At 40.8% G+C, this 18,469-nt stretch carries 17 protein-coding genes, 2 tRNA genes and 1 pseudogene; 9 read left to right on the top strand and 11 right to left on the bottom strand.

Annotated elements, in window-relative coordinates; all coding sequences use genetic code 11:
- Positions 1 to 39: 39 nt before the first annotated feature.
- The 3 genes from Xedl_RS01380 to Xedl_RS01390 form a co-directional block, all read right to left on the bottom strand.
- Positions 40 to 116 (bottom strand) — tRNA-Val (locus Xedl_RS01380).
- Between the two features lie 32 nt (positions 117 to 148).
- A tRNA-Val gene (locus Xedl_RS01385) sits at positions 149 to 225 on the bottom strand.
- Positions 226 to 395: 170 nt separating this feature from the next.
- Entirely contained in the window at positions 396 to 1,769 is a 1,374-nt protein-coding gene (locus Xedl_RS01390; protein ID WP_074022274.1) for an MATE family efflux transporter, read from the bottom strand.
- 307 nt (positions 1,770 to 2,076) lie between these two features.
- On the opposite strand from Xedl_RS01390, the gene Xedl_RS01395 reads away from it, so the two are divergent.
- Positions 2,077 to 2,718, top strand: coding sequence for a riboflavin synthase subunit alpha (locus tag Xedl_RS01395; RefSeq protein WP_074022275.1), 642 nt, complete (start codon positions 2,077 to 2,079; stop codon positions 2,716 to 2,718).
- Positions 2,719 to 2,801: 83 nt separating this feature from the next.
- On the opposite strand, the gene cfa is transcribed toward Xedl_RS01395, so the two are convergent.
- Both cfa and punC read right to left on the bottom strand, forming a co-directional pair.
- Positions 2,802 to 3,953 carry a cyclopropane fatty acyl phospholipid synthase gene (cfa, locus tag Xedl_RS01400; protein WP_074022276.1) on the bottom strand — a complete coding sequence of 384 codons (1,152 nt, stop codon included), beginning with the start codon at positions 3,951 to 3,953 and terminating at the stop codon, positions 2,802 to 2,804.
- Between the two features lie 310 nt (positions 3,954 to 4,263).
- On the bottom strand, positions 4,264 to 5,451 hold the full coding sequence (gene punC / locus Xedl_RS01405) for a purine nucleoside transporter PunC (protein WP_074022277.1): 1,188 nt from the start codon (positions 5,449 to 5,451) through the stop codon (positions 4,264 to 4,266).
- Positions 5,452 to 5,574: 123 nt separating this feature from the next.
- Between punC and punR the strand changes: the two genes are divergently transcribed.
- Complete coding sequence (gene punR / locus Xedl_RS01410) at positions 5,575 to 6,483, top strand: DNA-binding transcriptional activator PunR (RefSeq protein ID WP_074022278.1); 909 nt, start codon at positions 5,575 to 5,577, stop codon at positions 6,481 to 6,483.
- Positions 6,484 to 6,486: 3 nt separating this feature from the next.
- On the opposite strand, the gene purR is transcribed toward punR, so the two are convergent.
- Entirely contained in the window at positions 6,487 to 7,512 is a 1,026-nt protein-coding gene (gene purR, locus Xedl_RS01415; protein ID WP_074022279.1) for an HTH-type transcriptional repressor PurR, read from the bottom strand.
- Between the two features lie 501 nt (positions 7,513 to 8,013).
- Positions 8,014 to 8,592, bottom strand: a complete 579-nt coding sequence (gene sodB / locus Xedl_RS01420) for a superoxide dismutase [Fe] (protein ID WP_074022280.1) — start codon at positions 8,590 to 8,592, stop codon at positions 8,014 to 8,016.
- A gap of 361 nt (positions 8,593 to 8,953) precedes the next feature.
- Here sodB and Xedl_RS01425 point away from each other — a divergent pair, with 361 nt between their 5' ends.
- Positions 8,954 to 9,328 (top strand): Grx4 family monothiol glutaredoxin, encoded by a 375-nt coding sequence (locus Xedl_RS01425; RefSeq protein WP_074022281.1) that lies wholly within the window; start codon positions 8,954 to 8,956, stop codon positions 9,326 to 9,328.
- 71 nt (positions 9,329 to 9,399) lie between these two features.
- Here the strand turns inward: Xedl_RS01425 and rnt are convergent, their stop codons facing one another.
- Together rnt and gloA are read right to left on the bottom strand one after the other, a co-directional pair.
- The gene (gene rnt / locus Xedl_RS01430) at positions 9,400 to 10,059 is read right to left on the bottom strand and encodes a ribonuclease T (protein WP_074022282.1); all 660 of its coding nucleotides are present in this window, start codon (positions 10,057 to 10,059) and stop codon (positions 9,400 to 9,402) included.
- A gap of 178 nt (positions 10,060 to 10,237) precedes the next feature.
- Positions 10,238 to 10,645, bottom strand: a complete 408-nt coding sequence (gloA, locus tag Xedl_RS01435) for a lactoylglutathione lyase (RefSeq protein WP_074022283.1) — start codon at positions 10,643 to 10,645, stop codon at positions 10,238 to 10,240.
- A 237-nt stretch (positions 10,646 to 10,882) separates the two neighbouring features.
- Here gloA and Xedl_RS01440 point away from each other — a divergent pair, with 237 nt between their 5' ends.
- Together Xedl_RS01440 and slyA are read left to right on the top strand one after the other, a co-directional pair.
- Positions 10,883 to 11,122, top strand: a complete 240-nt coding sequence (locus tag Xedl_RS01440) for a DUF1289 domain-containing protein (protein WP_074022284.1) — start codon at positions 10,883 to 10,885, stop codon at positions 11,120 to 11,122.
- A gap of 679 nt (positions 11,123 to 11,801) precedes the next feature.
- The gene (gene slyA / locus Xedl_RS01445; protein ID WP_074019440.1) at positions 11,802 to 12,239 is read left to right on the top strand and encodes a transcriptional regulator SlyA; all 438 of its coding nucleotides are present in this window, start codon (positions 11,802 to 11,804) and stop codon (positions 12,237 to 12,239) included.
- Between the two features lie 80 nt (positions 12,240 to 12,319).
- On the opposite strand, the gene Xedl_RS01450 is transcribed toward slyA, so the two are convergent.
- Positions 12,320 to 12,793, bottom strand: coding sequence for an outer membrane lipoprotein (locus Xedl_RS01450; protein ID WP_074022285.1), 474 nt, complete (start codon positions 12,791 to 12,793; stop codon positions 12,320 to 12,322).
- A gap of 347 nt (positions 12,794 to 13,140) precedes the next feature.
- Between Xedl_RS01450 and anmK the strand changes: the two genes are divergently transcribed.
- The 4 genes and pseudogenes from anmK (at position 13,141) to pdxY (ending at position 17,530) form a co-directional block, all read left to right on the top strand.
- Positions 13,141 to 14,250 (top strand): anhydro-N-acetylmuramic acid kinase, encoded by a 1,110-nt coding sequence (gene anmK, locus Xedl_RS01455; RefSeq protein ID WP_074022286.1) that lies wholly within the window; start codon positions 13,141 to 13,143, stop codon positions 14,248 to 14,250.
- 103 nt (positions 14,251 to 14,353) lie between these two features.
- Positions 14,354 to 15,007 carry a pyridoxamine 5'-phosphate oxidase gene (gene pdxH, locus Xedl_RS01460; RefSeq protein WP_074022287.1) on the top strand — a complete coding sequence of 218 codons (654 nt, stop codon included), beginning with the start codon at positions 14,354 to 14,356 and terminating at the stop codon, positions 15,005 to 15,007.
- A 267-nt stretch (positions 15,008 to 15,274) separates the two neighbouring features.
- Positions 15,275 to 16,546, top strand: a complete 1,272-nt coding sequence (gene tyrS, locus Xedl_RS01465) for a tyrosine--tRNA ligase (RefSeq protein ID WP_074022288.1) — start codon at positions 15,275 to 15,277, stop codon at positions 16,544 to 16,546.
- A gap of 105 nt (positions 16,547 to 16,651) precedes the next feature.
- Positions 16,652 to 17,530, top strand: a pseudogene (gene pdxY / locus Xedl_RS01470) (pyridoxal kinase PdxY).
- A 62-nt stretch (positions 17,531 to 17,592) separates the two neighbouring features.
- Here pdxY and fabI read toward each other — a convergent pair.
- The gene (fabI, locus tag Xedl_RS01475; RefSeq protein WP_074022289.1) at positions 17,593 to 18,384 is read right to left on the bottom strand and encodes an enoyl-ACP reductase FabI; all 792 of its coding nucleotides are present in this window, start codon (positions 18,382 to 18,384) and stop codon (positions 17,593 to 17,595) included.
- Positions 18,385 to 18,469: the final 85 nt, after the last annotated feature.

Below are 18,469 nucleotides of genomic sequence, written 5' to 3' on the forward strand. Positions count from 1 at the left end.
AAAAGAGTATAAGGAAAGTATGAGGTGATAAATTAGATATGGTGCGTCCGAGTGGACTCGAACCACCGCCCCCCACCATGTCAAGGTGGTGCTCTAACCAACTGAGCTACGGACGCACATTAAGATTCTTTTTTGTCAACCAGATATTTGGTGCGTCCGAGTGGACTCGAACCACCGACCCCCACCATGTCAAGGTGGTGCTCTAACCAACTGAGCTACGGACGCAATCTAAATTTTCGTGGCTGACAACGGGGACGAATATTAGCGGGCACTGAGCTTTCTGGCAAGGGGAAAAATGCAAATTCTTGTTCAATTGCTCGCATTTACATCTTTTAGCATGAATTCGCAGCTTTTTCCCCTTGTATTGGTAAATCAGGACACTGAAATGTGCTGAATTAACGGGTAGAACGTTTCAGAACATAATGGGCGGGCTGTTTTTGTGTCCACAGAATACGGTAACCCATCATAAATGCTGATGCGGTTAAACCGATAATAAACCCAATCCAGAAACCCTGAGGTCCCATCGGCTTAGTGACATAATCAGTCAATGCCAGAATATAACCACTGGGCAGCCCTAAGATCCAATAAGCAATAAAAGTGATAAAGAAAATAGAACGTGTATCTTTGTATCCGCGCAATACCCCTGATCCAATGACTTGAACTGCATCGGAAAGCTGGTAAATAGCAGCAAACAGCATCAAGTGGGAGGCGAGAAGAACAACCTCAGGGTTATCGTTGTACATAAACGCAATGTGTTCACTAAACAGTATCGTGAAAGTTGCTGTCACACAGGCAATAATCAAGCCAACAATAATACTCGTATATGCAGATATCTTAGCACCTTCTGTTGATTGTTGGCCCAGGTTGTAGCCAACGCGAATGGTTACCGCTATCCCCAATGACAGCGGGAACATAAACATCATGGAGCTGAAATTGAGAGATATTTGATGCCCTGCAACGGCCACGACCCCAAGTGGAGAAACCAACAGTGAAACGATAGCAAACAGAGTAACCTCAAAGAACATCGCCAAAGCGATGGGCAGGCCAAGCAGTACAATACGTTTCTGTGTATGCCATTCAGGGCTTGCAAATTTGTGGAATGTTTGGATATCTTTTTGGGAAGGCGAGTACTTCACATAGACAAGCAACAACAGGAACATCACCCAGTAAACAGTCGCCGTTGCAACACCACAACCTACACCACCCAATGCAGGCGCACCAAATTTACCATAAATAAAAATATAGTTAACGGGAATATTGACCAGTAATCCGGCAAGGCCAATGACCATTGCTGGTTTGGTTTTCGATAATCCTTCACATTGACCACGCAAAACTTGATAAAACAAATAACCTGGCGCTCCCCACATGATGGCATGGATAAATTCCGTGGCTTTTTGTGCCAATGCAGGATCAATATTATGTTGTGCTTCTATAATAAATCGGCTGTTATACAGTATTGCGATGGTCAAGATAGCGAGGAAGGTTGCAAGCCAAAACCCTTGCTGGATCTGGCCTGCAACATTTTTTCTCTGGCCTGAGCCATTCATGTGTGCCACGATTGGTGTCAAGGCGTATAATAAGCCTTGGCTAAACAGAATGGTTGGTAGCCAGATTGATGTACCAACAGCAACCGCTGACATTTCAACAGCACCAGCTTTACCAGCCATGACGGTATCGACGAAACCCATCGCAGTTTGTGAAAACTGTGCGATGACAATAGGGATCCCTAAAGCGAGCAAACTACGCGCTTCATTTAAATATTTCTGCACGTACTACACCTTTTTTGATTGAAAATTAACGAGAAAAACAAGAAATATTTTGCGAGCAAACGATGTTAATGGAAAATATATCGCTTATAAGCTGCCATATTGTATAGGACTCATTTTATTAATCCAATCATTGCACGATATTTATACTCAACGTGATTGAAGCAACACTCAACTGAAACTAAACTCAACCAAAATAATGTGTTAAATAAAATGATATTTAAACAAAATGCTGTTTAAACAGCATTTTGTTTAAAAATGGTGAGTGGGTTAAACTAATCCACCAGATAAAATTATGAAAGAGGTTCCCATGTTTACAGGTATCGTTCAGGGAAAAGCACCAATAGTTGCCATTGATGAAAAAATGCATTTTCGAACTCATATTGTTAAATTTCCGGCTGAATTATTACCTGGAATTGAAACGGGCGCTTCTGTTTCCCACAACGGTTGCTGCCTGACTGTAACTAAGATCGATGGTGATTTAGTCAGTTTTGATTTAATGAAAGAAACATTGCGCCTGACCAACCTTGGTGAACTGAGGGTAGGTGATTTAGTCAATCTGGAAAGGGCGGCTAAATTTGGTGATGAAATTGGTGGACATTTGATGTCCGGTCATGTTATTACGACAGCAGAAATTGCCAAGATCTTCACTTCTGAAAATAACCATGAAATATGGTTTCGAATTCACGATAAACAATTAATGAAATATATTCTGCATAAAGGATTTGTTGGTATTGACGGAATTAGCCTAACAATTGGAGATGTGGTCAATAATCGTTTCTGTGTTCATTTAATTCCAGAAACATTGGAGCGTACAACTTTGGGTAAAAAACGTTTGGGTGAAAAGGTTAATATTGAAATTGATCCACAAACTCAAGCGGTTGTAGATACCGTTGAACGGGTTGTGGCTCAGCAAGCACAAGAAAAACAATGGCTACAGACGGAAGAATAATAAAGAAATATTTCTATATTCGATAAAACGCGAAAGCTACAGAAATGGTGTTTCTGTAGCTTGGGGAAATTTCGTTATGGGAGCTATCTAGGTACTCTTAATCCTTTTTCGATACCTCGTGGACTGAACACTATCTGCCATAACTGTATATCTCTTGCACGGAATGCACCAGCACAGGCATTCAGATAATAACTAAACATTCGCTTGAAGCGTGGGCTGTAGTTATGCTCTATTTCATGCCAACTGGCAGTAAACCGCTCATACCATGCCATTAATGTCCGGTCATAATCGGCCCCAAAGTTGTGCCAATCTTCCATGACAAACTTTCCGGCAGTTGCTTTAGCAATTTTGGCGATTGAGGGTAAGCAGCCGTTGGGGAAAATATATTTGCTGATCCATGCATCGGAACCTAATTTATCAATATTGGAACCGATGGAGTGGAGCAGGAACAAACCATCCGGTTTCAAATTCTTTTTCACTATATTGAAATAATTATCATAATTTTTAGGGCCAACGTGCTCAAACATGCCGACGGATACAACGCGATCAAACTGAAGGTTAAGGTTGCGGTAATCTTCAAGGATAATTTTTACATTCAGATCCTTACAGCGTTCTTGTGCATATTTCTGTTGTTCGGCTGAAATCGTTACCCCTGTGACAGATACACCGTAATTTTCTGCCGCATAGGCAGCCAAACCTCCCCATCCACAACCAATATCCAATAAAGTCATGCCTGGAGACAGTTGTAGTTTTTCGCAAACCAGGCGCAGCTTATGAGATTGTGCTTCTTCCAGTGTGTTGGCATCTTTCCAATAACCACAAGAATATTGCATGTTAGGATCAAGCATACGAGTAAACAGATCATTACCTAAATTATAATGTTCCTCACCTACAATCCAGGCGCGTTTGGGAGATTGTAAATTAAATATACGAGAGGTAATTATCTTGAAGATGTCTTTGGTATTTTTGGGAATACAATGCTCTAAGCCGACCCGTAATATTTTATGAAAGAAAATATCAAGGCGATCACATTCCCACCAGCCATCCATATAACTCTCACCCAGACCCAAGGAACCCTCTTTCAATACGCGTTTATAGAAGTCAGGGTTTTTAACACGTATGTCGAAAGGGCGCTTGCCATTGATATCAATATCAGCTTCCTGGAGCAATTCGTGGGCAATCCTATGCCAAGGATTAGTGATTGTTTTTTTACCTTCAACGAAAGATGAACTCATATACTCTCCAACATTTGTGTGATGGAATTTTAAGGTGTCACTTTGTAGCTGATTTTTATTATATAAAACCTCGAAGGTTTATTGGAAAATAATATAGAATTTGCATTGAAAAGCACATATTGCCTATTCATCCTGAAATTAAGTAGAGCGTCAATGCCCTAAAAGACCTCAAATTCCGAATTTTTAGAATAATGAATCCGTATGAGTATATGAGCGAAATGATATTTAAACAATCATCTAAAGGTCACATAATGGCGTAACCCTTAGATAATAATGTTCTTACCTATTATTTTTTGGAAAATTATTATATTTATGCTTGGTGGTTTTTTTTAATACCTTGTTTTTGCAACCAATAACCGACAGCCATTGGAATAACCGTAAGCGCCATTATTGTTGTCGTTGATAAAAGAGGATACTCCATAAATACAGAGACGATCATACTTGCGACAAAACAGAGTCCCAATTGCAGGGCATTTTGTAATGCAGCCGCTTTACCACTATGCTGAGGATAAACAGACAGAGCATTTGCTACTGCAATTGGATAGGATGCACCATTCATTGCCGCCATCACACAAAAAGGAATAAGAATGGCGATAAATGAAGGCTCACTTAATATGGAAATCAAATAAATAGTGATCATACTTACAGCATAACCCATCAGCAAAAATGGGAATACTGTTTCACTTTTCACTTTCTCCAATAAGATACGGCAACCATACCCGCCAATCATAAATGCCAGAGTTTGGGGAATATAACTTAACCCAATATCAGTAGGATCATAACCCATATCTTTCAAAATTGTTGGTGAACCTGTTAGCCAGGCAAAAAAACCTGCGCTGCAAGATGCATAAATCAATACATTTCCGTTAAAAATTGGGGAAGTTAATAATGTAAAGAAAGAAACTGCCTTTTTATCGGCGTGAGTTTCGATATTAGTACGCTTATTGTCCAGAAAAAAGGTGGGTATTAACAGCAATATCGTTACGATCATTAAAACAAGGAAAATGATTCTCCAACCATTATGCGTTAATAACCATGCGCCTAACAAAGGAGCAAGAGCAGGGGAAAGAGCAACCAAAGGCATGATCATAGCAAAAACACGTTTGGTTCGTTCTGCATCATACCTATCAACGACTAAAGCCTGCCAGGTCACCGCAGCGGAACAAATACCAACCGCTTGCATAAATCTCAATATCAGTAACTGGATAGGATCTGTTATCCAAAGCATACCTAAACAACTAATGGAAAACAGGGATAGACCGATAATAAGAACAGGTTTTCTACCTAAACGGTCAGATAATTGACCCCATAAAAGTTGGGCAAAAGCAAATCCGGCAAGAAAAATGCTGAGGCTCGCACTGATAGCATTAGTTGATGTACCTAGTTCTGCTTTCATTGCATCAAAAGCGGGCAGATACATATCGATGGCTAAATAGCCTAACATGCTTAAGCCCGCGAGATAAGACATAAATGGAATGGAGTTTTTATTTGTTGTCATTGTGTTAATAACTTAGTTTGGTAATGGATAAGGAAATATTGGGCTTATTTTATATAGCATGATTTTTACTTGTGAAACGGTAATATTTGCACCATGTTGTGAAAAAAATTGAAAGGAAGATATATGTGGTCTGAATACTCTCTGGAAGTCATTGATGCAGTTGCCAGAACAGGAAGTTTCAGTGCGGCTGCGTCAGAACTTCATCGTGTGCCTTCTGCTGTCAGCTATACGGTAAAACAGCTTGAAGAATGGCTGGCTGTATCTCTATTTGAACGTCGTCATCGTGATGTCGATTTAACAGAAGCAGGGGCAATTTTTGTTAAAGAAGCGCGTTCTGTTATCAAAAAAATGAATCACACTCGGCACCAATGCCAACAGGTTGCCAATGGTTGGCGGGGGCAATTTAGTATTGCGGTTGATCAGGTCGTGAAACCAGAGCGAACGCTTCGGCTAATTTTGGATTTTTATCGCCATTTTCCAGATATTGAGTTACTTATCTATCCTGAAGTTTTCAATGGCGTATGGGATGCTCTGGTGGATGGTCGAGTGGATGTTGCCATCGGTGCGACACGTGCTTCTCCTGTTGGTGAGCGATATAGCTTCAGGGATATGGGGTTCATGCCTTGGTTGTGTGTAGCCAGTCCTGAACACGAACTGGCAGTCATATCGGAAAAATTGAATGATGACCAAATGCGGCCTTATCCCAGTTTATGTCTCGAAGACACTTCGCGCAGCTTACCTAAGCGCGATACATGGGCCTTGAATAATCAACGGCGATTGATTGTTCCTGATTGGAATGTTGGATTAAGTTGCTTGATGGATGGATTGTGTGTAGGCATGGTGCCCAAACATCGTGCACTGCCGCTGATCCGTAAAGGCAAGCTGATTACACTTGAGCTTGAACAACCATTGCCTGATAGCCCATGCTGTTTGACATGGTCGCAAAAAAGCCACTCGCCGGCATTAAGCTGGTTACTTGATTATCTGGGGGATAGCGAAACGCTTAATGCCGAATGGCTGCAAGAAAGTTAACCGTCAGCGGCGATAATCGATAAAAGGTCCATCTGCAACAGAGCGCCGCTCAACAAGGCGTGGATGGACTTCAATAGTTTGTGCATCCTCACGTTTATTGATGATCCTGTCCAGTAACATTGAAAAGGCCATTTGCCCTAAACGCTCTTTGGGTTGGTGGATGGTTGTCAATGCAGGTGTAAAATAGCGGGCATTGCGAATATTATCATAACCGATGATTGAAATATCTTGTGGAACACGCAATCCCAACTCGTCAGCGGCACAAATCGCACCCATAGCCATGACATCTCCACCACAAAAAACAGCGGTTGGGCGATGTTTTTGATTCAGGATTTTGTACATAGCTTGATAACCGGATTCAGGTTCAAAATCACCTTGTACAATCCACTCATCCCGAATGGCGATATTGGCTTCTTTTAGTGCCTTGAGGAAACCTTGGTGGCGCCCCCCCCCAGTATTTCTTGCCAATGGTCCAGGGATGGAGGCAATATCACGATGACCGCGTTCAATGAGATAACGGCCAGCCAGGTAACCACCGTGAAAGGCATTATCAATAATTGCATCGGTAAAATCGCCTCTGGATTCCCCCCAATCCATAACCACCATAGGAATATTGCGATAGCCTTCTAACATGCTCAAAAGTTGCTCTGGATATTCTGAACACATTACCAGCAAACCATCTACGCGTTTTTGTGCCAGCATTGCGAGATAAGCTTTCTGTTTATCGAGGTTGTTATGAGAGTTACATAAAATCAGAGTATAGCCTTTGCTATAGCAGCTATTTTCAACAGATTCTATAATCTCAGCAAAGTAGGGTGCTTCACTTGATGTTGCCAGCAATCCAATGGATTTGGTGTGGTTCACTTTCAAGCTGCGGGCAACGGCACTGGGGGAATAATTCAATTCTTTAATAGCAGCCCAAACTGCGGCCTTGGTATCTTCGGCGACGAAACGGGTTTTATTGATAACATGGGATACGGTTGTGGTTGAAACACCAGCGTGTTTAGCCACATCTTTAATCGTTGCCATGAAAAAAGGACTCCTGACCTTCTGGTCTAATTTATATACCCTTTATCTTTCTAATCGGGTATAGCTATTTGTTAATCGTTTGCCAATATATTTATATACGGGGTGATGGTTGGCAATAATTTAGCGGTAAACTTTGGATTTTGTCTGATCTAACTCAAAAGTGAAAGTAATAATCGATGCTATAAAGAGTATGGATTAGATATTGCGGTACGATTTTTCGATAATATGACAAATAATCGCCTAAAATTTATGGTGTTGAGGTGTTTTAATTTTCACATTGAGGATGTTCTATGGATACAGATCTGAAATTGGGATTATTGGCCGCCAGTAGTGCATTAATCATGATTGTTTTTCTGGGGAGCCTCTGTCTGAGTTGACCAAGATCTAAAAGAAGAATTTATAGCCCACTTACTTTAAGGGCGGGTTCTCCAGCATACGAAATTGTGCAAATGAAGGAAAACCTGCCCTTATTATTTCAAGTCAGTATAAGAATTAATCTTATTAAGCTAGGTTTTCTTCAACAAATTTCCAGTTGACCAGAGCCCAGAAGTGCTCCAAATATTGAGGGCGTGCATTGCGATAATCGATGTAATATGCGTGCTCCCAAACATCAACGGTCAGTACTGGCTTATCTTCACCAGTCAATGGGGTTGCTGCATTAGACGTGTTAACGATAGCCAGAGTGCCATCGGCTTTCTTGACTAACCAAGTCCAACCAGAACCAAAGTTTTTCAAGGCTGCATCTGTGAACTGCTGTTTAAACTCAGCAAAAGAGCCGAAGGCAGTGTTGATAGCGTCTGCTACTTTCCCGGTTGGTTCGCCACCACCATTTGGTGACAGGCTATGCCAGTAGAAAGTATGGTTCCAGACTTGTGCGGCGTTATTGAAGATACCACCTTCAGATGTTTTGATAATTTCTTCCAGAGATTTTCCGGCAAAATCAGTCTCTTTGGTCAGATTATTCAGGTTTACAACATAAGCATTGTGATGTTTGCCGTAGTGGTATTCCAGGGTTTCTGCAGAAATGTGTGGTTCCAGGGCATCTTTGGCATAAGGTAATGCTGGTAATTCAAAAGACATTGCATGCTCCTTTTTAATATCGGGTTTTTGGCTCCGCAAACCATGGCTTAGACACTAACCATGGGCAGGGCAAATTTAAGCTTATTATCGTGTTACTATTTTGATAATTATCTTAACAACTTTTCTGCTAAATAACAGGGAAAAAGATGCTATCACGCTGCGAACTGGTGCAGAACTAAACTTAACATGGATTGAATACAGTCAGTTGGGGGAGAAATATCTAATGATCATTTGCTGCAAGTCATGGCAAAAATTTGCCATGTAAAGTTCACGGTAGAAAAATTAGCATAGAAAGTGGTATTCTGAATCAATCTTTATCTTATGTTAATAAATAACGCTTGCAGTTTTTAAGGAAGCAAAAATGACTAATACAAACACTAACACGGTTACTGATACGACGGTTGATGCAGTCATTGAAAAAATCGAACGCCAGATCAGAGAAAATCCCATTCTGTTGTACATGAAAGGCTCACCAAAATTGCCAAGCTGTGGTTTCTCTGCACAGGCAGTTCAGGCCTTATCAGCTTGTGGTGAACGTTTTGCTTATGTGGATATCCTGCAAAATCCAGATATCCGTGCTCAATTACCTAAGTATGCCAATTGGCCGACTTTCCCTCAGCTTTGGGTTGATGGTGAGTTGGTAGGAGGTTGTGACATCCTTGTTGAGATGTATCAACGTGGTGAACTACAAACATTGATCAAAGAGACTGCCGACAAGTATCGTGATCAGGAATAAGGTCAGTCATTCATCTGAATAATGGCTACTTTTTATAGCCCCATATTTTGACAGGTATGGGGCTTGCTTTTTTAGGATTCGCAGTTAGCGCTATCAATAGATGGTAGTGGCCAACCACCTAGTCGTTTCCAGCGATTAACCAGTTCACAGAAAAGTAGAGCCGTTCGGTCAGTATCATAAAGAGCGCTGTGAGCCTGATTACTGTCAAACGGAATTTCCGCTGTGATGCAGGCTTTGGCAAGAATTGTCTGGCCGAGAACCAAGCCACTGAGTGCAGCGGTATCAAAAGTAGCGAATGGATGGAATGGATTGCGTTTCAAACCAGCACGTTCAGCAGCAGCCATAACAAAACTGTGATCAAAATTGGCATTATGAGCGACTATAATCGCACGGTTACACTTCGTATCTTTCATTCCCTTACGGATCATTTTAAAAATTGCATGCAAGGCAGTGTATTCACTGACAGCGCCTCGCAAGGGGTTCGTAGGATCAATGCCAGTGAAAGCGAGAGCGGCAGGATCAAGATTGGCCCCTTCAAAAGGCTCGATATGAAAATGCAGTGTATCGGCAGGCGTTAGCCAGCCATTTTCATCCATTTTTAAAGTAATTGCAGCAATTTCAAGTAAAGCGTCTGCGCGCGCATTAAAACCAGCGGTTTCGACATCAATGACAACGGGATAGTAGCCACGAAAGCGTCCACTTAATATATTTTGATCATTTTGATTAGACATCTGATTTTCAGTTCTTAGTTTCAGGATTCTGTTTTTGATTCTGTAATAGCGGATATTATGACAAAATTTGGTGTGTCTTGCAGGAGTAATGCTTATCCGAAGAGGAATTAAAGGGCAATATGCCCTTATTTAAGTATGTAATTAATTTCTAACTATAACTCGATAGCTATTGATAGAGTTAGTTACCTAATGCATTGCTGGCACTTGAATTTTCGATGAGTTCAATCTTATAGCCATCAGGATCTTCAACAAATGCAATAACGGTTGTTCCACCTTTAACAGGTCCTGCTTCACGAACAACTTTCCCCCCAGCAAGTTTGATGCGTTCACAGGTTGCTGCAACATCATCAACGCCCAAAGCGATATGTCCAAATGCAGTTCCCATTTCGTAGTTTTCAACACCCCAATTATAGGTTAGCTCAACAACAGCGCCTTGACTTTCGTCGGTGTAACCAACAAACGCGAGAGAATACTTATACTCTGAATTTTCGCTGGTGCGAAGTAAACGCATACCCATGACCTGAGTATAGAAATCAATTGAGCGCTGCATGTTGCCAACACGGATCATAGTGTGGAGTAAACGCATGATTACCTCTTGATCTTTATAATTTTATTGCGAAACATAAGCTTATTACAAAACTGTGCTCACATATTTGCATGTGTTGGTTAACTATAGCGTGTATAGATCAAATAATTCAAATTATCCGGTTTATTTAGCTTTAGCATTTTATTTTGAAATGTCATAGCTGAAGTTTATACTGGTCAATAAATAGCCTTGATTATAGGGGTGTTTGATAAACTTATAGATATAGGGGAGGATGAGATGACTGAACAATTAGAATTCTTTGCTATTCCCAATCCTTGCCGAGGCGTTTGCGAATCAGATCCTCGTGGTTTTTGCCAAGGATGTTATCGTAGTAGGGAAGAACGGTTTATATGGATGAAATTATCGGATAGTGAAAAAAGAGAAATATTGCGGTTATGTCATCAGAGAAAACTAAGGGGGCTGAGAAAGAAGGAAGATGAAAAAAATATTATTCTGATACAACCTGATTTATTTTAACTCTACTCTAAATTGATTAAGAAATATCATTTATATGAATAATAGTTTAGGATGATCACAAAAAATTAAGAAGTATTATTAGTTACAAATGATATATTATGTATATTACATTTCTTTTATTTGAGATAAGTCACTTCAAAATATCACTTCTATTGCCTATCGTAATCGTTACAGTAAAATTTCTTATTAAAGAATTATTTATTGAACATAAAATGATCTATTTTGTTATCTTATTGTTTTTTATATTATTTATTTCAATATTATCAATCATTGTAAGAGAAAAATAATATTAATGTAAAAATATATAGATTAGTATTTGGATGGCGGTTATTCTTATAGAACTTTAACTGAGTGGAAACGTATATATTTTGGGGGGTTGTATTTTTTTTGTTGATATTTAAACTTAAACTAGTTTAGTTGGAAGATTATTTTATACAGTTTATATCGTTGGTGGATTAATGCGCGATTTTATTCGGTGTGCCGTACAATTTCGCTCTTTAGGGCGACGAAGATGTCAACTTTGAGTAACAAGCCAACACGATACTAATTAGGTAATTAGCGAAATTGCTGACTCTGCTAATGTAAGCATGATATAGAGTACGTATCTATTATTCAGATGAATAAACTGATTGGATAATTCATTGATGTTATATGAGTCTCTAATTATAAGGAGGAGTAATTGGAATTGACATTGGGATCAGATCTTGCACGTTTAGTCCGTATTTGGCGCGCTTTAATTGATCATCGTTTGAAACCGTTGAAATTAACTCAGACGCATTGGGTTACTCTATACAATATTAGTCAACTACCACCTGAGCAGTCACAGATACAGCTCGCAAAAGCTATTGGTATTGAGCAACCATCTTTGGTAAGAACACTTGATCAATTAGAAGAAAAGAAATTGATTACACGCCATACATGTGCCAATGATCGACGTGCAAAAAGAATCAAATTAACCAAAGAATCAGAAAATTTTATTAGAGAAGTGGATAGTGTTATTGATTCGACAAGAAAAGAAATTTTGGAGGGAATTACTCATGATGAGTTAATTCTGCTTGCTTCTGTAATAAAGAAAATTGAAAAAAATATTAACCAATTGCACAAACAGGTAATTTAAAAATTAAGCGATAATAAAATCGCGGCCCAGATCTTGTTACTGGTAAACCGCGATTTTTTGTCTTGCGTTATTTGCACATTTTAGAGAGGTGATACAGTCAAAGAATCTCCGCTATTTGCGATCCTGACACGTTGTCCTCTGTTGAACACGATGCTGTCTAACTTCTGTACTATGATGATGCTTTTTCCGCTGTCCATACGAATTTCTAGCTCAACACCTTTCGTTTGGTCTAAAGCACCTTCGATTTTTTGACCCGCCAGACCACCAGCAATAGCCCCCGCAGCGGTGGCAAGCCTTTGACCAGAACCATCACCAACTGTATTACCTAGTAATCCACCCAAAACAGCACCACCAATGAAACCTAACATATTAGGATCACCAGTTTGTTTGCCTTTAATTGTGACGGGGCGTATAGACAGAATGGTACCATAGGTCACAGTTTGAGCTTGTTTGGCTTGACCAACAGAGTAAGTATCACTAGAAAGTGCTCCCATGTCTGCACAGCCAGACAACGAGGTTACTATAACTGCGCCAACCAGGAAACGTTTTAACATAATCACTCCTAATTTTAATGCCCGATTAGGGAAGCTTGATAATAAACTGATCACCAAGTGTTCGGCTACTCTATCTAGTAATGGATACTATTGTTAGCAGCAGAACCAATAAATTTGCATGCTACTAATAATGCACAATTACATATAATAAGTATTCACGATGAACTCTGAAAGGAATAATTCCTGACCAAAAGCTTAGCATGTTTTGTGAAGGGCTTTCCAAAACTCAGATTTTATCTCTGATAATAATCATTAAGTATATATAGTCCAAATAGATGTGCTTTATAGTTTATGCGAGATTAAAGGTAATGCACATGTTAAATGTAATCCATAATAGGGGAGTGTTTATGAAATCAGGACGTTATATTGGTGTGATGTCTGGCACCAGTATGGATGGGGTTGATGTTATTTTGGCAGAGATTAGTGATAAAATTGTTATTCAACAAGTGAGTTATAGCCATCCTTTTCCGCAAGAGCTTAAACAAAAATTACTTTCCATTTGTCAAGGACAGCAGACAACTTTATCCATGGTTGGGAGATTTGACTATGAGCTTGGTACCCTCTTTGCGCAAGCTGTTCAAGGATTACTGAATAAAGCAGAACTGACTGCAAATGATATTATAGCAATCGGGTGTCATGGGCAGACCGTATGGCATGAGCCGGACGGTGAAAAACCTTTTACCATGCAAATCGGTGACAATAACCGTGTAGCAGCACTGACCAATATTACAACGGTCGGTGATTTCAGACGGCGTGACATGGCTTATGGTGGTCAGGGAGCCCCTTTAGTGCCAGCTTTCCATATGGCGGTATTGGGTCATCCGACAGAAAGACGTATTATTTTAAATATTGGTGGAATAGCAAATATTTCAGCACTTCTGCCTAACTCAGCCGTTAAGGGATATGATACCGGACCGGGTAATATGTTGATGGATGCCTGGACATGGCGACATAAGCAGTTACCTTACGACAAAGATGCACAGTGGGCTAGTGAAGGTTCTGTTGATGAATCCTTGCTCCAAAAGATGCTTTCTGATCCCTATTTCGCACGTACTGCACCGAAAAGTACAGGGCGTGAATACTTTAATATGGCATGGTTAGAAAAACAGTTGGCTGATCTTCCTGATGTTGCACCAGTGGATGTTCAAGCCACATTGGCTGAACTAACGGCTGTAAGCATTGCCCAGCAAGTTATGTTGAGTGGTGGATGTGACCGTCTTCTGGTATGTGGCGGCGGGGCGCGTAATCCTCTCGTAATGAACCGTTTATCGGCTTTGTTGCCAGGTACTGAAGTAACTACGACAGACAAATATGGCTTAAGCGGTGACGATATGGAAGCACTGGCATTTGCCTGGCTGGCATTCCGAACAATGTCTGGATTGTCTGGTAACCTGCCATCAGTCACAGGTGCGGATAGAGAAACGATTTTAGGTGCAATTTATCCGGTTGTCAGATAATTGGTTGGATAATGGTCAGTTAACAGATGATCATTATTAGAAGACAGTTAGCTAACAGATAACAATGATATGCTAATACGCATTAATAAATCGAGAGTTAGAAATGTCAGAAAATAATGAAACAGATATCGCAGAACTGCGCCGTGAATATATACGTGGTGGCTTAAGGCGAAAAAATCTTACTGAAGAACCGATTGAACTCTTTGAATGTTGGTTAAAGCAGGCTTGTGAAGCGAAGCTCATCGATCCGACGGCAATGTGTATTGCCACAGTAGATGAACATGGGCAACCTTATCAACGTATTGTTCTATTAAAACATTTTGATGCTAATAACCTGATATTCTATACCAATCTTGGCAGCCGTAAGGCAAAACATCTGGCCCAGAATAACCGGATCAGTCTCCATTTTCCTTGGCATCAATTGGAACGACAGGTCAGTTTTCTCGGCAGAGCTGAGCGTTTATCTCCGGTTGAGGTTGTAAAATATTTTCATAGCCGTCCCAAGGATAGCCAAATTGCAGCTTGGGCTTCCCAGCAATCCTCAAAGATTTCAACCAGAAGCATTTTGGAAGGGAAATTTTTGGAGTTGAAACAGAAATTCCAAAATGGTGAAGTACCTCTTCCAGGTTTTTGGGGGGGATTCAAGGTCAAATTTGACTCAGTCGAATTCTGGCAGGGCGGTGCCCATCGTCTTCATGATCGTTTCCTGTATCAGCGTGAAGGTGATAAGTGGAATGTTGAACGTTTGGCGCCTTAACAACAGTCTTTACGTAAACTCCTAAACTAATAAAGTCTAATAAATTGCAAATTACAGCCTATCAAGCAGTGATTTGCAAAGTAGGGGGTAATTACTGTTTTTAATACTGGCACTTATAGGACTGGCGTTTTATTCTATAGCACTTGATTTATCACAAGATGCTTATATATATCCGACAGGCTTCACGTTGTCGCGTAGTTAACAAGGCGGCAACGTGGAGAAGAGTATAGAGATATAAGCAAAGTATACAAACCGATGGAGTCATTAATGTCTAGCAATAACCTGATTAAACAACTGCAAGAGCGGGGCCTTGTTGCCCAGGTAACGGATGAAGAGGCGTTAGCTGAGAGACTGGCGCAAGGTCCGGTTTCTCTCTATTGTGGCTTCGATCCTACCGCTGACAGCTTGCATTTGGGCCATCTGGTTCCCTTGCTGTGTTTAAAACGATTCCAACTTGCTGGTCACAAACCTATTGCGTTGGTTGGTGGGGCGACAGGTTTGATTGGTGATCCAAGCTTTAAAGCAACGGAACGCAAATTGAACACAGAAGAAACGGTCGGAGAATGGGTTGAAAAAATTCGTAACCAGGTTTCCCCGTTCCTTAGTTTTGAGGGTGCAAATGGTGCAGAATTAGCCAATAACTACGATTGGTTTGGTCAAATGGATGTGTTGACTTTCCTGCGTGATATCGGTAAGCACTTCTCCGTCAATCAGATGATCAACAAAGAAGCAGTAAAACAACGCCTTAACCGTGATGATGTTGGTATTTCGTACACTGAGTTTTCTTATAACCTATTGCAGTCTTATGACTTTGCAAATTTGAATAGAAAATATGGTGTTGAATTACAAATTGGTGGTTCAGACCAATGGGGTAATATTACTTCAGGTATCGATTTGACTCGTCGCTTGAACCAGAAACAAGTGTTTGGCATGACCGTACCGCTGATCACCAAATCAGACGGAACTAAATTTGGTAAAACAGAAGGTGGTGCAGTTTGGTTGGATCCGAAGAGAACCAGCCCATACAAATTTTACCAGTTCTGGATTAACACAGCAGATGCAGATGTTTACCGTTTCCTGAAATTCTTTACTTTCATGAGCAGTGAAGAAATTAATGCACTGGAAGAAGAAGATAAAAACAGTGGTAAAGCTCCACGTGCTCAATATGTATTAGCAGAACAAGTTACGGGTCTGGTGCATGGCGAAAAAGGTCTTGCGGCGGCGAAGCGTATTACTGAGAGTTTATTCTCAGGCGCTATTGCTGATTTAACCGAAGAAGATTTCGCTCAACTGGCACAAGATGGCATGCCAGCCATTGAACTTGAAAAAGGTACTGATCTGCAACAAGCATTGGTCACAGCTGAATTTGTTCCTTCCCGTGGGCAGGCGCGTACTATGATTAGCTCTAATGCGGTTTCCATCAACGGTGAAAAACAGTCCGAACCTATGTATGTATTTACGGATAGTGATTGTTTATTTGGGCGTTATAGCTTATTACGCCGTGGTAAAAAACATTATTGCCTTATCAATTGGAAGTAATTAATTAATATCATTAAGGGCAACGATAATGTTGCCCTTAATGTATCTGGTGTCTTGATAAATATTATCTATTCATAAATTAAAAATAATAAACTAGGCCTTATCATGAATAATGTTCTTTCAATTCAGTCTCATGTTGTCTTTGGTCATGCAGGAAACAGTGCGGCTGTTTTTCCGATGCGTCGTATGGGGGTGAACGTATGGGCATTAAATACGGTTCAATTTTCAAACCATACCCAATATCCTCAATGGCGTGGTTGTGTAATGCCGCCGGAACATTTGACTGAAATTGTGCGGGGAATTGGTGACATTAATAAACTCGCATCCTGTAATGCAATCCTGAGTGGTTATATTGGTTCTGCGGAGCAGGGAAATTATATCCTTGATATCGTGAAGCAGGTTAAAAAAGCTAACCCTGATGCCTGGTATTTCTGTGACCCTGTAATGGGACATCCAGAAAAAGGATGTATAGTTGCGCCAGGGGTTGCTGAATTTTTGTGCGATAATGCACTACCTGCCAGTGATATTATTGCACCTAATTTGTTGGAACTTGAAACATTAACTATGCGGAAAATTGGCAGTGTAGAACAAGCTATATCCGCCGCGCGTGAGTTATGTGAAAAAGGTCCCAAGATTGTCTTGGTCAAACATTTGAGCCGTGCAGGTTATCAGGCCGATTGTTTTGAAATGCTTTTGGTAACGAAAGAACATAGTTGGCATGTTAGCCGCCCACTAATTGATACAGGATCGCGTCAACCTGTTGGTGTTGGAGATTTAACGAGTGGTTTGTTTCTCGCCAATCTATTGAAAAACCCATCTTTGGCAAATGAAACATTGCAAGCTGCTTTAGAACATGTTGTGGCTGCGGTCTACTAAGTCATGTTGGCGACCCAACAGAGTGAGGAATATGAATTACAGATTGTTGCCGCACAAGATAAGATAGTCGCTCCAGACCATCAATTTCATGCTGTCAGAATAGACTAATAACAAAAAACAGTCCCACCCATAATGTTATGGACGGGACTGTTTTTAATATACTGACGAGCTTATGGTTTTAACTCTAACTCATTCATGGCAGCGATGCTGAAACCACCATCAACATGCAAGATCTCACCGCTAATACCACCAGCCAGATCTGAGCACAAGAAGGCAGCCGCATTACCGACATCTTCTGTTGTCACAGTGCGGCGAATAGGTGTAACCGCTTCACAGTGTGCCAGCATCTTACGGAAGTCTTTGATACCAGAAGCAGCCAGAGTACGGATTGGGCCCGCAGAGATACCATTAACACGAACACCTTCAGCGCCCATCGCATTTGCCATATAACGCACGTTTGCTTCCAGAGATGCTTTCGCCAGACCCATGACGTTATAGTTAGGAATTGCACGCTCTGCACCCAAATAACTCAAGGTGAGCAGGGCAGAACCCGGATTCAACATATTACGGCAGACTTTTGCCATTGCGACAAAGCTGTATGCACTGATGTCGTGCGCAATTTTGAAGCCTTCACGGTTAACAGCATTAACATAATCACCATCAAGCTGGTCAGCCGGTGCGTAACCGATAGAGTGAACAAAACCATCGAATTTAGGCCATACTTTACCTAATTCAACGAACAATGCGTCAATACTTTCATCTTCAGCCACGTCACATGGCAGAACGATATCTGAATTCAGTGATGCGGCGAATTCTTCGACACGAGGTTTCAGCTTGTCATTTTGGTAAGTGAAAGCCAGCTCTGCTCCTTGATCGTGCATTGCCTTGGCAATTCCATAAGCAATAGACAGTTTGCTGGCGACGCCAGTAATGAGAATGCGCTTGCCGGTCATGAAACCCATAGCAGTATCCTTATTGTTCTTTATGATCAAAATTGTTCTTTGTGATCAAACACCAAAAGTCATGGCAAAACAGAAATAATTAATA

Source organism: Xenorhabdus eapokensis (assembly GCF_001908105.1).

What these genes read in the sequence shown, in the direction of transcription:
- punC (WP_074022277.1), bottom strand. Translation starts at nt 5,451, where the DNA reads ATGACAACAAATAAAAACTCCATTCCATTTATGTCTTATCTCGCGGGC.
- fabI (WP_074022289.1), bottom strand. Translation starts at nt 18,384, where the DNA reads ATGGGTTTCATGACCGGCAAGCGCATTCTCATTACTGGCGTCGCCAGC.
- gloA (WP_074022283.1), bottom strand. Translation starts at nt 10,645, where the DNA reads ATGCGTTTACTCCACACTATGATCCGTGTTGGCAACATGCAGCGCTCA.
- punR (WP_074022278.1), top strand. Translation starts at nt 5,575, where the DNA reads ATGTGGTCTGAATACTCTCTGGAAGTCATTGATGCAGTTGCCAGAACA.
- pdxH (WP_074022287.1), top strand. Translation starts at nt 14,354, where the DNA reads ATGTCAGAAAATAATGAAACAGATATCGCAGAACTGCGCCGTGAATAT.
- rnt (WP_074022282.1), bottom strand. Translation starts at nt 10,059, where the DNA reads ATGTCTAATCAAAATGATCAAAATATATTAAGTGGACGCTTTCGTGGC.
- Xedl_RS01450 (WP_074022285.1), bottom strand. Translation starts at nt 12,793, where the DNA reads ATGTTAAAACGTTTCCTGGTTGGCGCAGTTATAGTAACCTCGTTGTCT.
- Xedl_RS01395 (WP_074022275.1), top strand. Translation starts at nt 2,077, where the DNA reads ATGTTTACAGGTATCGTTCAGGGAAAAGCACCAATAGTTGCCATTGAT.
- purR (WP_074022279.1), bottom strand. Translation starts at nt 7,512, where the DNA reads ATGGCAACGATTAAAGATGTGGCTAAACACGCTGGTGTTTCAACCACA.
- anmK (WP_074022286.1), top strand. Translation starts at nt 13,141, where the DNA reads ATGAAATCAGGACGTTATATTGGTGTGATGTCTGGCACCAGTATGGAT.
- Xedl_RS01425 (WP_074022281.1), top strand. Translation starts at nt 8,954, where the DNA reads ATGACTAATACAAACACTAACACGGTTACTGATACGACGGTTGATGCA.
- cfa (WP_074022276.1), bottom strand. Translation starts at nt 3,953, where the DNA reads ATGAGTTCATCTTTCGTTGAAGGTAAAAAAACAATCACTAATCCTTGG.
- sodB (WP_074022280.1), bottom strand. Translation starts at nt 8,592, where the DNA reads ATGTCTTTTGAATTACCAGCATTACCTTATGCCAAAGATGCCCTGGAA.
- Xedl_RS01440 (WP_074022284.1), top strand. Translation starts at nt 10,883, where the DNA reads ATGACTGAACAATTAGAATTCTTTGCTATTCCCAATCCTTGCCGAGGC.
- tyrS (WP_074022288.1), top strand. Translation starts at nt 15,275, where the DNA reads ATGTCTAGCAATAACCTGATTAAACAACTGCAAGAGCGGGGCCTTGTT.